Here is a 14,242-nt window from a genome sequence, read left to right on the forward strand (position 1 = left end):
AATTTTTTATATGAAGATCTCAATTTAATAATTTACTTCGTTATAGTCTTAATTATCTTTTTTTTATTTTTTAGTTTTAATCAAAATTTTTTGAATTATTTTTTGTCAATATCAAGTAGTATGTCAAATATTGGTTTTACACTAAATAATTCAAATACAAATTTGACTTTCATTTATTTGATTTTGGTAATTATTGGAGGATCTTTTTTTTCCACAAGTTCAGGATTGAGATTTATGAAGATTTATTCTTTATTTATATATTCAGTTAATCAAATTTTATCATTCAGTAGGCCAAAAAATATATATAAGAATAAGTTATTTTTCTCTGAAGTTAATTTTGACTTTAATGAGATAAGTAAATATTTTTTATCAGTTCTCGTATTTATTTTATCACTTTTTATTTTAACTACATTGTTGACTTTGAGTGAATTTAGCTTTGAAAATTCGTTTAAGTTATCTATTTTAACATTAATGAATACTGTCAATTCAAGTTCATATGGTTTAAGTGATCTAACTTTTTATAACCTTTCATATTTTACCAAATATTGTCTTATTTTTTTCATGATTGTTGGACGAATTGAGTTATTAACAATTTTGCTTCTTGTTAAAAAATTTCTTTTTAAAAATTAATTAATTATTGTATATGTAGTATGATTTTGCGCCCTTAGCTCAGCTGGATAGAGCATCGGTTTTCTAAACCGAGGGTCGTAGGTTCGAATCCTTCAGGGCGCGCCATTACTAGCACATTTTTGGTTAAAATTTATCTTGACTAGATTTTCAATTAATTTGAAATAAGATTAAATTTCCCTTGAACACTTATTTTTATCATGCTTAAATTAAGAATATTCAAAAGTAATTTTGAATTATTTGTTAACAAATAAATAAACAATAGGAAGAAATATGTTTAAATACTTAAAACAATTAACTTCTTTAGTTGCTATGGTTGCTGTGTTGTTCACTTTTACAACAGAGTCTATGGCTGCTAAAAAATCTAAAACACTTAAAAACACTCAAAAAAAAGGGTTTGTAAGATGTGGAGTATCTCAAGGTCTTCCAGGATTTTCTAATGCTGATGCTGCAGGAAATTGGACTGGTGTTGACGTTGACGTATGTAGAGCGGTAGCTGCTGCAGTATTAGGTGATGCAAACAAAGTTAAGTTTACACCACTAAGTGCTAAAGAAAGATTTACTGCTTTAACTTCTGGTGAGATTGATATCTTATCAAGAAACACAACTTGGACTCTTTCTAGAGATGCTGATATCGGACTTACTTTCGTTGGAGTAAACTTCTACGATGGTCAAGGCTTCATGGTAAGAAAAAGCTCAGGTATCACTTCAACTAGCCAATTCAAAGATGGTATCTCAGCTTGTACAAACATTGGTACAACAACTGAGTTAAATATGAGAGACTTCTTTAATTCAAAAGGAATTTCTTATGAGCCAGTTGCATTTGAAAAAGCTGACGAAGTTGTTGCTGCTTACGATGCAGGTAGATGTGATACATATACTACTGATAAATCTGGTTTAGCTGCTCAAAGAACAAAAATGAAAAACCCTGATGAACACATTGTTCTACCAGAAACTATTTCTAAAGAACCTTTAGGACCAGTTGTTAGACAAGGTGATGCAGTTTGGGAAGATATCGTAAGATGGTCTTTGAACACTATGATCGAAGCTGAAGAATATGGTATTACTTCAGCAAATGCGGACATGATGAAAACTTCAGACAACCCAGCAATCAAAAGATTAGTTGGTGCTGAGGGTGAATTAGGTGCTGCTTTTGGTCTAGATAACGACTGGAGCTTAAGAATTATCAAGCAAGTTGGTAATTATGGTGAAAGTTATAAGAGAAATATAGCTGACACTGGAATTTTACCAGACAGAGGTCCAAACCAATTATGGACAAAAGGCGGAATACTTTACGTTCCACCTGCAAGATAATTGTAGTTTAAATTAATTAAAAAGGGCTAGATTTTTCTAGCCCTTTTTTTATAAACTCATATATTATCGGCAAAGTGAATTTTAAACTTAAAGATATAGTCCCACAATTAATTACAGTTTTAGCTGTAATTTTAGTTTTCGGTTTTTTTACTTATAACGCCCAAATCAATATGGAAAATAGAGGTATTGATTTTGGTTATGGTTTTCTATCTCAAGAATCTTCTTTTGACGTTCAGTTTTCATTAATTGAATATGATGGATCACACTCATATTTCAGAGCCTATTTAGTTGGGCTTTTAAATACAATTCTTGTTTCAGTCATTGGGATAATTATTGCAACAATCTTAGGAGTAATAGTTGGTATAGCAAGATTATCCCCTAATTATCTAATTAATAAATTTGCAGCTTTTTATGTTGAGTTTTTTAGAAATATTCCACTACTACTTCAAATCTTCTTTTGGTATTTTGCTGCATTACGTGCTTTGCCACTTCCACAAGATGCTGAAGCAATGTTTGGAGTTTTTTTTCTAACTATAAAAGGCTTGTATGTCCCAGCATTTATTTGGCAAAATTTTAATATTTTCTTTTATTCAATTATAGCCGCAATCATAGCTATCATTGTTATACGAGCGCATGCCAAAAAAGTTCAGGAAAATCAAGGTAAACAAATTCCAGTTTTTTTAATTTCTATAGGACTGATATTTATTCTTCCACTTTTAAGTTTTTTAATTGGTGGCGTAAGACTTTCTTTTGAAATTCCTGTTTTGAAACAATTGGCAACAACATCTTTTATTTATGAGGGTGGAGTTAGCTTACCTCCAGAATTGATAGCATTAACATTATCTTTATCTTTATATACAGCAACATTTATCGCAGAATGTGTCAGAGCAGGAATTCAAGGTGTTGGTAAAGGTCAAAAAGAGGCAGCAGCATCAATTGGACTTACTCCAAATCAAGTACTTAAATTAGTAATTATGCCTCAAGCACTGAGAATAATAATTCCACCAACAACAAACCAATACTTAAATTTAACTAAAAATTCATCTTTAGCAGCAGCGATAGCTTATCCAGATTTAGTATTAGTTTTTGCTGGAACAGCATTAATGCAAACAGGTAAGGCAATTGAGATAGTATCAATCACCATGTTTACTTATTTAACTTTGAGTATTTCAATCTCCATTTTAATGAACTGGTACAACAAGAAAATAGCTATTCAGGAGAAATAATGTCGAGTATTAATTTTTTAAAACCTGATAGAACTAATCTTAATACCTTTTTGTATCTTGGTTCTTTTTTATTTTTTATTAGTATTTTAGATGTTTTTCTAAACTCTTTTTTTAGATTAAATTTAACTGGTTTTTTACCCAATTTTTTAAGTTTCTTATTACCTTTATTACTTGGTTTTGTGGGTCTTTATTTCATTCGAATAGAGTATAGTGGAATTAAAAATTTAGACCTCTTAAACAAACATATTAATACAAATAATTTTAATGCTGTTTTATCATTATTAATAATATTCATAATCATTAAATCAATACCACCTATATTAAGCTGGTTTGTTATTGATGCTAGTTTTGCAGGAGATACAAAAGATGTTTGTACGGGTTCTGGTGCATGCTGGACATATATTAAGGTTTGGATAAGAAGATTTATGTATGGAATGTATCCAAATGCAGAACAATGGAGAATTAATCTATCATTTGTAGCTTTAGTATTACTCGGCTCTGTTGGATACTTTGCGACTGATAAATTTAAGAAATATTTAACACTTTATTATGTAGTTATTTATCCTTTAATTGCATTTTTGTTTATTTTCTTTTTTATTTCCGGTGGCCCTGTATTTTTTGACTTTTCTTATGGGATTATTGCTGCAATTTTATCTATCATCATTGGTTTTTTTATTCCAAGTAAATTTAAGTTTTATTACTTTTTAATAGTTCCTTTAGCGCTTTATATTATTTTGAAATATTTTCTTTTTTTTGAAGAATACATTGAGCTTGGAAAATTAGATGGTTTAAATTGGGTTGAAACAGGTGCATGGGGAGGTCTGTCGCTAACATTTATAATTTCTTTTTTCTGTCTTATATTCTGTTTTCCAATTGGAATGGCTTTTGCTCTCGGACGAAGATCAGAATTTCCATTAATTAGATATATATCAGTTGGTTTTATTGAATTCTGGAGAGGTGTTCCACTAATAACTGTTTTATTCATGTCTGCCGTAATGTTTCCAATGTTTTTACCAGAAGACTTTTTCATTGATAAATTAGTAAGAGCCATAATTGCAATTTCTTTATTTGAAGCTGCATATGTTGCGGAAGTTATAAGAGGTGGCTTACAAGCATTACCAAGAGGCCAATATGAAGCTGCGAAATCATTAGGTATGGGTTATTGGAAAATGCATATTTTCGTAATTTTACCGCAGGCTCTTAAATTAGTAATACCAGGAATAGCAAATACTTTCTTGGCATTAGTAAAAGACACTCCATTGATATTTGTTGTGGGATTATTAGAAATAGTTGGAATGTTAAATTTAGCTAAAACAAATCCGAAATGGTTAGGATTTGCTATGGAGGGGTATGTATTTGCTGCTATAATTTTCTGGATTATTTGTTATGCAATGAGTAAATATAGTTATAATCTAGAACAAAAATATAAAACCGATAGATAAAGATTTATGTCAGATAGTATTATCCAAATAAGTAATATGAATAAGTGGTTTGGAGATTTTCAAGTTTTAAAAGGAATAAATTTAGAAGTTAAACCAAAAGAAAAAATTGTTGTTTGTGGTCCATCTGGATCAGGAAAGTCTACATTAATTCGATGTATTAATAGATTAGAAGAGCATCAAGAAGGTAATATTGTCGTTGATGGAACTGAATTAACAGAGGATACAAAAAATATTGAACAAATTAGAGCTGAAGTTGGAATGGTATTTCAACAATTTAATTTATTTCCTCATTTATCTATTTTAGATAATTGCTCATTAGCTCCAATTTGGGTTAAAAAAATGCCCAAAAAAGAGGCAGAAGAATTAGCATTAAAACATCTAGAAAGAGTACAAATACTTGATCAAGCACAAAAATATCCAGGACAATTATCTGGGGGACAACAACAAAGAGCTGCAATAGCAAGAGCTTTATGTATGGAGCCAAAGATAATGCTTTTTGATGAACCTACATCAGCTTTAGATCCTGAAATGATTAAAGAAGTATTAGATGTTATGGTAAATTTAGCAAAACAAGGAATGACTATGATTGTAGTTACTCATGAAATGGGTTTTGCAAAAGAAGTTGCAGATCAAATGATATTTATGGATGAAGGAATGATAGTAGAGAAAGCTGATACCAAAGAATTTTTTGATAATCCAAAGAGCGATAGAACTAAACTTTTCCTCAGCCAGATACTATAGTTTAAGCTAATTTCAAGAAATATTTCTCAAATTATAGTTGAAGTAATGCTTGACACATTTCCCTTAATAAGGGTTTTTAGGCAAAAAAAATAAAAATTTATTGTTGCAGTAGGTATTAAAAACTAGTTGAATTAGTTTTTATAAAAATTAAGAGGGGTCTTAATGGAAGATAATTTTAATAAGCATTTAGGCAACAAGCTTAAGCTTAGAAGACTAGCACTAGGTTTAACTCAAACTAAAGTAGCAAAAGCAATTAACGTAACATTTCAACAAATCCAAAAATATGAAAAAGGCACTAATGGAGTAAGTTCAATTAGATTATTACAATTATCAAATTATCTTAAAGTGCCAATAAATTATTTTTTTGAGGATTTTTCAGAATATCTTATAAATTTAGAAAAATCACAAGAAGGGCATATGAATGTAAATTATAATTTTTTAGTGAAATTATATTCAGAGTTAAATGCTGATCAAAAGTTAAAGTTTAATAAATCATTACAGGTAGCAGGTAATATTTCGAAGGTCGTTTAATTTCTGGCTCCTCGGGCAGGACTCGAACCTGCGACCAATTGATTAACAGTCAACTGCTCTACCAACTGAGCTACCGAGGAATATTAAAATTTCAACTTACTTTTTTTTTTCACTAAAACAAGATTTTTTTTGGAGGCAACGCCCGGAATCGAACCGGGATACAAGGATTTGCAATCCTCTGCGTAACCATTCCGCCACGTTGCCATATGTTTTAGAAGATAGCTACACTGAGTTTTATATAAAATATTTGCAATTAGTCTATTAAATAACGTTCCAATTTGATTATTGTTAATTTAGATTATTAAATTATAAACTAATAACACCCATGATAAGCGATAAATATATACATTCAAAAGTTGAAGATAAAATTTATGGTTATTGGGAGAAAAATAAATTATTTAAACCGCAAAAAAATTCAAAAAAATTTTCAATTGTAATTCCACCACCCAATGTAACTGGAAGCTTACATATGGGTCATGCTTTAAATAATTCAATTCAAGATTTATTAGTTCGTTATTATCGTATGAATAATTACGAAACATTATGGCAACCTGGAACTGATCATGCAGGTATAGCCACCCAAGCACTCGTAGAGAAAAAATTAGAAAAAGAAAATTTAAGTAAAATTGACCTTGGTAGAGAAAAATTTATAGAAAAAGTATGGGAATGGAAAAATGAATATGGGGACATTATTATCAACCAACTAAAAAAATTAGGATGTTCATGTGATTGGTCAAGAAATGCATTCACTATGGATGAAAATTTATCAAAATCAGTCATTAAAGTTTTTGTAGAATTACATAAAAAAAAATTGATTTATAAGGCTGAAAAACTTGTTAATTGGGACACTGTTTTAAAAACTGCGATTTCAGATTTGGAAGTAGATCAAAGAGAGATGAATTCTAAGATTTACTATATTAGATACCCAATAGACAATTCGTCAGAATTTATCACTATTGCCACAACGAGGCCTGAGACAATGCTAGGGGATACCGCGATTGCGGTAAATCCAAAGGATAAAAGATATAAAAATCATGTTGGCAAAACTGTCGCAATACCAATCGTAGGTAGAAAAATAAAAATTATTAAAGATGATTATGCTGATCCAGATCAAGGAACTGGAGCACTTAAGATCACGCCAGCGCATGATTTTAATGACTATGATGTTGGTCAAAGAAATAAATTAGAAATAATTAATGTATTTACTGAAGATGGAAAAATAAATGATAATGCTCCAAAAGATTATATTGGCTTAGATCGGTTTGATGCCCGTAAAAAAATATTAAATGAATTAAAAGAAAAAGATTTTTTCGTAAAAGAGGAAAATATCAAAAATAAAGTTCCATATGGCGATAGATCAAATTCAGTAATTGAACCTTTTTTAACAGAACAATGGTTTGTTGATGCAAAGAAATTAGCGATCAAAGCTAAAAAAATTGTTAAGACAAAAAAAACAAATTTCTTTCCAGCTAACTGGTCTAAAACTTATTTTCAGTGGATGAATAATATTGAGCCATGGTGTATTTCACGCCAATTATGGTGGGGACATCAAATACCAGCTTGGTATGGACCTGATCAAAAAATTTTTGTTGCGATCAATGAAAATGATGCAATTAAACAAGCAAAAAAACATTATAAAAAAGATGTAAAACTTACTAGAGATCCTGATGTTTTAGATACATGGTTTTCTTCAGGATTATGGCCATTCGCAACTTTAGGTTGGCCTGATAAAAAAGATTATGTAAAGAAATTTTATCCAACAACAGTTTTAGTAACAGGTTTTGATATTATTTTTTTCTGGGTAGCTAGAATGATTATGTTTGGTATGGAATTTTTAAATAAAGAACCCTTCAAAGATATTTATGTACACGCGCTAGTAAGAGATGAAAAAGGACAAAAAATGTCTAAGTCAAAAGGAAATGTTATTGATCCATTAGATTTAATTGAAAAATATAGTGCTGATGCATTACGTTTTACTTTACTTTCTATGGCATCCCCAGGAACTGACGTTAAACTTTCAGAAGATAGAGTTAAAGGATATAGAAACTTTTTAAATAAATTATGGAATGCTAATAATTTTTTAATTACTAATAAATGTGATTTTAAAAAAACCAATAAAGTTCCAAAAATCTCATTAAATATCAATAAATGGATCTATTCGGAGTTAATAGAAACTAAAAATAAAATTCAAAAAAATATTGAAGATTATCGATTTGATGAAGCAGCAAAAAATGCCTATCAATTTGCATGGCACTCATATTGTGACTGGTATATTGAGCTGTCTAAAACAATTCTTTACTCTGAGGATAAAAAGGCAAAAACAGAGGTAAAAGAAGTTTCTGCTTATGTTTTTAAGCAAATATTGGTTATGCTTCATCCTTTCATACCATTTGTAACTGAGGAAATATGGTTAAAGAACAAATTTGATGAGTCTAATAAAAATTTTCTTATGTATAAAACTTGGCCTACTGGAAAAATCAAAAAAGACCAATCTCTCAAAGAAGTTGAAAAAATCATTAAGATTATTTCCGAATTAAGATCATTTAAAAATGAATTAAATGTCAGCCCTGGTTCATTTGTTGATGTTGCGATTAATAAAATTGCCAAAAAAAACAAATTATTAGTTAATAATAATGATGTTATTTTGAAAAAACTGGGTCGTATCAATAATTTTTTTGATAAAGAACAGGATAAACCCTCTGCAACACTTGTCATTTCTGGTGATATTTTTAAGATTTATTTTGATGAAAATGTTGATCTTAATTTGATTAAAGAAAACTTACAAAAACGTCAGAACAAATATCAAGACGAACTAGATAAGATTTCTCAACGATTATCTAATAAAGGCTTTACAGATAGAGCACCAAAAAATATTGTTGAACAAGAAAAAACTAACTATAGTAGTCTTAAAGATAATATCAAAAAAATATCTTTAACTATTGAGAGTTTATAATGCGGAAATTTAATAAAAAAAAATTACCTAGTAGACATACATCCTTAGGTCCAGATAGAGCACCTCATAGATCTTTTTATTATGCAATGGGTGAAACTGAAAAAGATGTATCAAAACCATTTATAGGAGTTGTATCAACTTGGAATGAAGCTGCTCCTTGCAACATTGCCCTTATGCGACAAGCGCAATCAGTGAAAAAGGGGGTTAGAGCATCAGGAGGGACACCAAGAGAATTTTGCACAATTACTGTTACTGATGGTATTGCCATGGGTCATGAAGGAATGAAATCGTCTTTAATTTCTAGAGAAGTTATAGCTGATAGTGCTGAATTAACAGTAAGGGGTCATTGTTATGATGCATTAGTAGGTATCGCAGGTTGTGATAAATCTTTACCAGGATTAATGATGTCCATGGTTAGATTAAATGTACCAAGTGTATTTATATATGGCGGCTCAATCCTTCCGGGAAAATATAAAGGTAAAGATGTAACTGTAGTTGATGTTTTTGAGGCGGTTGGAAAACATTCATCAGGTCAAATGTCTGCAAAAGAATTAAGAAAATTAGAATTAGTAGCGTGTCCTACAGCGGGTGCGTGTGGTGGTCAGTTTACAGCTAATACTATGGCATGTGTTTCAGAAGCAATAGGTTTAGCATTACCTTATTCTGCAGGAACACCAGCTCCTTATGAAGAGAGAGATAAATATGCAAAAGCAAGTGGTCGAATGGTTATGGAATTATTAGCAAAAAAAATTAAACCAAGAGATATTGTTACAAGAAAAGCATTAGAGAACGCTGCAACAATAGTTGCTGCAACAGGGGGTTCAACTAATGCAGCATTACACTTACCAGCAATTGCAAATGAAGCAGGAATTAAATTTGATTTAATGGATGTTGCAAAAATATTTAAAAGAACACCTTATCTTGCTGATTTAAAACCAGGTGGAAAATATGTTGCAAAAGATATGTGGCTAGCAGGTGGTGTGCCGATGCTTTTAAAAACTCTTTATGATGGTGGCTATATTCATGGAGACTGCATGACAGTTACAGGTAAAACTATGAAAGAAAATTTAAAAGGTATTAAATTTAATCCAAAACAAAAAGTTTTAAGAGCTTACAACAGACCTTTATCACCAGATGGTGGTGTTGTAGGATTAAAAGGAAATTTAGCTCCAGAAGGTGCAATTGTAAAAATTGCCGGTCTTAAAAAATTACAATTTACTGGAAGAGCAAGATGTTTTGATAACGAGGAAAGTGCGATGAAAGCTGTTCAAAGCAGAAAATATAAAGATGGTGATGTGATAATTATTAGATACGAAGGACCAGTTGGTGGACCAGGTATGAGAGAAATGCTTTCAACAACTGGTGCAATCTATGGTCAAGGTAAAGGTGAAAAAGTTGCTTTAATCACTGATGGAAGATTTTCTGGAGCAACAAGAGGATTTTGTGTTGGCCATGTAGGTCCAGAGGCAGCTTTAGGAGGACCGATTGCTCTTTTACGTAATGGTGATTTAATTGATATTGATGCTAAAAAAGGAACAATTAATGTTCGTTTAACAAGAGCACAATTAGCTTCAAGAAGAAGAAAATGGAAGGCTAAAAAATCTGATTTTGGCTCAGGCACTCTTTGGAAATATGCACAAACAGTTGGGCCAGCAAGTTTAGGAGCCCCAACCCATCCTGGTAAGAAAAAAGAAGTTAAGGAATATTCAAAAATTTAATGAAAATTCGCCCAGTTATTTTATGTGGTGGCGCTGGAACAAGACTTTGGCCAAAGGCTAAAAAACATCAAGCAAAACAATTTATTGATTTTGGTAATTGGACTTTATTGGGCAAAACTTTAGAGAGAGTTAAAGCAGCTATATATGATGCACCAATTATAAGCACTAATGCAAAATATTTAAGACAAGTAAAACAACATTTAAAAAAATACAAAATAAAAAAATTCAAGATAGTTTTAGAGCCAGCAAAAAGAAATACTGCACCCGCTATATTAAGTACGGCTTTAATTAAAGACATTCCAAACGAACAACCATTAATGTTTTTGGCTGCTGATCATTTGATAGAAAAAGTTGGTTTATTCAATAAAGCTATCAAAAAAAATCAAAAGAAACTTACTCAAAACAATATTTTTATCTTTGGGATTAAACCCAAAATGCCCTCAAGTGAATTTGGTTATTTTTTAACCAGAAATAACAAAGTATCTAGATTTGTAGAAAAACCTAAAGAGGCTAAAGCTAAACAAATAATTAGTAAAAAAGGTTATTGGAATTCTGGAATGTTTTATTTGAGAAAAGACTCAATCATTTATAATTTTAAGAAATACCAACCAAATATTTATAGAAATTGTAACAAAGCTGTAACAAAAGCAAAATATAAAAGTAATGTGTACTTTTTAAACAAACAAGCATTTACCAAAGCAACAGCAAAGTCTTTTGATTATGCAATATTAGAAAAAACCAAAGATATAAATGCTATTAAATTAGATATTCCTTGGTCTGATTTAGGATCTTGGAAAGAAATCTGTAAGATGTATGGACGAAATAAAAGACATTATTTTAAAAAGAAGAATGTATTCCACAGACCATGGGGTAGTTATGTTAATTTATTTAATGGTAAAGAGTTTTTGATTAAAGAATTATATGTAAAACCCAAAGGTATATTAAGTCTTCAGAAACATCATCATAGAGCAGAACACTGGGTAGTTACTCATGGTAAACCTAAAATTACATTAAATAAGAAATATTTTACTATGAAACCTGATGAAACTATCTTTATTCCATTAGGTGCAATCCATAGAATAGAAAATCCCTATAAAAAACCAGTAAAAATAATTGAAGCTCAAGTAGGATCTATATTAAAAGAAACTGATATAGTTAGATATCAAGATATTTATGGCCGTGTTAAATAATTAACATGACCACAAAAATATATTTAAAACCAATTATTTGGAATAATTAAGTAATGGATTGCTAAAACAATTCCAACTGAAACACTTAATCCAAAGATCATTTTAAGAAAGTCTTTACCAATTAATGGGAAGACATACTTAAATTTATATTCTTTGTTCATTGTTGAAATCGCAAGTTCTCTACCGCATAATAAACCAACGAAAACCCATGTAGTTGACATAGGCAAATCATTAAGTTCTTTAAAGTAGAATAAGACACCAGCATAAATTACGTTAATAATTGTAGCTGATCTTGCATATCTAGTTCCAGTCTTCTCCAAAACAACTTTCTGAATTGGTCCACCTTGAATGTAGAAAATATAAAATAATAATGCAGTGAAGTAAGCCATTACAATTAAAAGTAATGTTAAATCTAACTGTCTAGGTAGATATACTGCAATATTAGCTACATCGTGAGATAACCAAACCCACCATAACCAACCTGAAGAAACCCAAACAGCATTTCTCCAAAAGCCAATATATTTTTCATCAACTTCATCTAATTTTTCATTGATAAATTTTGATACTACTATCCAGGCAATATAAGCGACCATTGCCGCTAAACCATATCCAACTACACTTTTTAATAGCATTTTTTCAAGCACAACTGTTGAAGCAAATGCTGAAAGAACTAAGAAAGTAGTAGATACCGGTATTCCAATTCTTGTTAATAATAACAATATTGCAGGTGCTACTGCATGATACCACTGAATTTCTTGATAAGGTATTCTAGTTAATCTTCCATAAGAAATATCACCATCATATGAATACCATCCCCATGCTAACGCAAAAATCATTACAGCTGATGCAGATCCTGCAAGTATATACCATTTAAACCACTTCTTCTTTGAAGCTATAAATGTACCAAGTGTTTGGATTGAGTCGTTAGCGATTACGCTATAACCGGCAAGGGCAAACCCTATAACCGTGTAAACTAAAGTCATTTCCATTTTTTATCTCCTTTATATTATTGTTTTCGGCTCCTATCGATTCATGACTTAAGATCTATGTAATGTGAGAGTAAAAAAAATTCTATAAAAGAATAAACTAATTTTAGAATCAGGGGGTGGATTCATCAACCAATAAACTATTAAATATTGATGTCTACTTTTAAATATTTTTTATTTCTCAATAAAGTTGTATTTATTTAATTAACTTCTTAATAAAATATACAGCAATAAGAGCTCCCAAAAATTCAGCTAAAATATATGTAGGCGTATTCAAATAATTAATTCCTGTAAAAGAATCAGTAAAAGTTCTAGCTATTGCAACAGCTGGATTTGCAAAAGATGTTGATGATGTGAACCAATAACCAGCCATAATATATGTTGCAACACTAGCAGCTATTGTTATTTTGCCATCTTTTTGAGTAGCAAAAATAATAAAAATTAAACCAAAAGTAGCAATTATTTCAGATAAGAAAATATGAAAACCATCTCTATTTTTTGTCGATAACTCAAGAATATCGTGTTCAAAAAAAACATTAGCCAACATAACACCTAGCAAACAACCAAGTATTTGGGCAGGAATATATATGATGAGAAGTTTTCCATTGATTTTTTTTCTTAAAAACATCGCTAAACTCACAAAAGGATTGAAATGTGCACCTGAAATATTTGCAAAAGCAGTTATTAAGACGAATAGGCCAGCACCAGTTGCGAGTGTATTAGCTGTTAATCTCAAAGCATTATCATTTGTGAGATTTTCAGCCATTATTCCAGACCCAACAATAACCATTACTAAAAAACTACTTCCAATAAATTCACCTAAAAATATTTTGTTAGTATTTTTCATTTAGAATCCAATTTTTAATTCTTTTATCAATATTATTAAAAGTATCAGTAATTATCTTAAATTTTTTATCCTCACTAGCGTCATTTAGTTTTATTACCGGATCTTCAATATCCCAGTGTATGATTTGATTTTCCTTAGGCCAAATAGGACATACTTCATTATTTGCATTATTACATACAGTAATAACATGATCAATTTTGATTTCTCCATTAACAAAAAAATTAAAATTTTTAGATGAGTAATTTTGAAGATTGAAACCTTTATCATTTAAAAAATGTTTTATATCTTTGTTAATTTCTCCAGAAGGATTACTACCAGCACTATAGGCTTTGAATTTATCATTATATCTATTATTAACTAAAGACTCAGCTATGATACTTCTTGCAGAGTTTCCTGTACAAACAAATAATATATTTTTCACTAAATAATAATCTTATAAATTCCTATTAAGAACAATGGTATTTGTAATCCAAAGTTAGTAAGTATCGCTTTATCCTTGCTAACAAATCCAGCGATAGTCCATCCAACAACACCTAATCCGTGAAAGTATATATTTAAAGGATATATATTTAGGTTTGTTAATAGAATACCAACTAAAACTAGAAATGTGCTTATCCATTTTATATAATTTTTATTAATCATGATCATCTCTCTTTCTATATTTAGG

At 30.2% G+C, this 14,242-nt stretch carries 13 protein-coding genes and 3 tRNA genes; 10 read left to right on the forward strand and 6 right to left on the reverse strand.

The window, feature by feature from the left end:
- Nucleotides 1-102 precede the first annotated feature (102 nt).
- From ACTT83_RS02780 to ACTT83_RS02810, 7 genes are all read left to right on the forward strand, one after another.
- Nucleotides 103-630 carry a potassium transporter TrkG gene (locus tag ACTT83_RS02780; protein WP_440918673.1) on the forward strand — a complete coding sequence of 176 codons (528 nt, stop codon included), beginning with the start codon at nt 103-105 and terminating at the stop codon, nt 628-630.
- Between the two features lie 28 nt (nt 631-658).
- Nucleotides 659-735 (forward strand) — tRNA-Arg (locus ACTT83_RS02785).
- Between the two features lie 165 nt (nt 736-900).
- Complete coding sequence (locus tag ACTT83_RS02790; protein ID WP_440916459.1) at nt 901-1,941, forward strand: amino acid ABC transporter substrate-binding protein; 1,041 nt, start codon at nt 901-903, stop codon at nt 1,939-1,941.
- A gap of 74 nt (nt 1,942-2,015) precedes the next feature.
- Nucleotides 2,016-3,167, forward strand: coding sequence for an amino acid ABC transporter permease (locus tag ACTT83_RS02795; RefSeq protein ID WP_440918644.1), 1,152 nt, complete (start codon nt 2,016-2,018; stop codon nt 3,165-3,167).
- Nucleotides 3,167-4,609, forward strand: coding sequence for an amino acid ABC transporter permease (locus tag ACTT83_RS02800; RefSeq protein WP_440918645.1), 1,443 nt, complete (start codon nt 3,167-3,169; stop codon nt 4,607-4,609). Before ACTT83_RS02795 ends, ACTT83_RS02800 begins: the two co-directional genes overlap by 1 nt.
- Before the next feature lie 6 nt (nt 4,610-4,615).
- Entirely contained in the window at nt 4,616-5,350 is a 735-nt protein-coding gene (locus tag ACTT83_RS02805) for an amino acid ABC transporter ATP-binding protein (RefSeq protein WP_440916456.1), read from the forward strand.
- 162 nt (nt 5,351-5,512) lie between these two features.
- Nucleotides 5,513-5,881, forward strand: coding sequence for a helix-turn-helix domain-containing protein (locus tag ACTT83_RS02810; protein WP_440918646.1), 369 nt, complete (start codon nt 5,513-5,515; stop codon nt 5,879-5,881).
- Between the two features lie 4 nt (nt 5,882-5,885).
- On the opposite strand, the gene ACTT83_RS02815 is transcribed toward ACTT83_RS02810, so the two are convergent.
- Nucleotides 5,886-5,961, reverse strand: a tRNA-Asn gene (locus tag ACTT83_RS02815).
- 50 nt (nt 5,962-6,011) lie between these two features.
- A tRNA-Cys gene (locus tag ACTT83_RS02820) sits at nt 6,012-6,085 on the reverse strand.
- A gap of 121 nt (nt 6,086-6,206) precedes the next feature.
- On the opposite strand from ACTT83_RS02820, the gene ACTT83_RS02825 reads away from it, so the two are divergent.
- The 3 genes from ACTT83_RS02825 to ACTT83_RS02835 are packed head-to-tail and all read left to right on the forward strand — an operon-like array spanning nt 6,207 to nt 11,742.
- On the forward strand, nt 6,207-8,834 hold the full coding sequence (locus ACTT83_RS02825) for a valine--tRNA ligase (RefSeq protein WP_440918647.1): 2,628 nt from the start codon (nt 6,207-6,209) through the stop codon (nt 8,832-8,834).
- On the forward strand, nt 8,834-10,552 hold the full coding sequence (gene ilvD, locus ACTT83_RS02830; protein ID WP_440918648.1) for a dihydroxy-acid dehydratase: 1,719 nt from the start codon (nt 8,834-8,836) through the stop codon (nt 10,550-10,552). The genes ACTT83_RS02825 and ilvD overlap by 1 nt, the downstream gene beginning before the upstream one ends.
- Nucleotides 10,552-11,742 (forward strand): sugar phosphate nucleotidyltransferase, encoded by a 1,191-nt coding sequence (locus ACTT83_RS02835; protein WP_440918649.1) that lies wholly within the window; start codon nt 10,552-10,554, stop codon nt 11,740-11,742. The genes ilvD and ACTT83_RS02835 overlap by 1 nt, the downstream gene beginning before the upstream one ends.
- 23 nt (nt 11,743-11,765) lie before the next feature.
- Here the strand turns inward: ACTT83_RS02835 and ACTT83_RS02840 are convergent, their stop codons facing one another.
- From ACTT83_RS02840 to ACTT83_RS02855, 4 genes are all read right to left on the reverse strand, one after another.
- Complete coding sequence (locus ACTT83_RS02840) at nt 11,766-12,725, reverse strand: hypothetical protein (RefSeq protein WP_440918650.1); 960 nt, start codon at nt 12,723-12,725, stop codon at nt 11,766-11,768.
- A 199-nt stretch (nt 12,726-12,924) separates the two neighbouring features.
- Nucleotides 12,925-13,575 (reverse strand): aquaporin, encoded by a 651-nt coding sequence (locus tag ACTT83_RS02845; RefSeq protein ID WP_440918651.1) that lies wholly within the window; start codon nt 13,573-13,575, stop codon nt 12,925-12,927.
- Nucleotides 13,562-13,996: an arsenate reductase ArsC gene (locus tag ACTT83_RS02850; protein ID WP_440918652.1), complete on the reverse strand. Its 435-nt coding sequence runs from the start codon at nt 13,994-13,996 to the stop codon at nt 13,562-13,564. Before ACTT83_RS02850 ends, ACTT83_RS02845 begins: the two co-directional genes overlap by 14 nt.
- A complete protein-coding gene (locus tag ACTT83_RS02855; protein WP_440918674.1) occupies nt 13,996-14,217 on the reverse strand; it encodes a DUF6552 family protein in 222 nt (73 codons plus the stop codon). Before ACTT83_RS02855 ends, ACTT83_RS02850 begins: the two co-directional genes overlap by 1 nt.
- Nucleotides 14,218-14,242 lie beyond the last annotated feature (25 nt).

It is taken from the genome of Candidatus Pelagibacter sp., from assembly GCF_052049775.1.
Lineage (GTDB): Bacteria > Pseudomonadota > Alphaproteobacteria > Pelagibacterales > Pelagibacteraceae > Pelagibacter.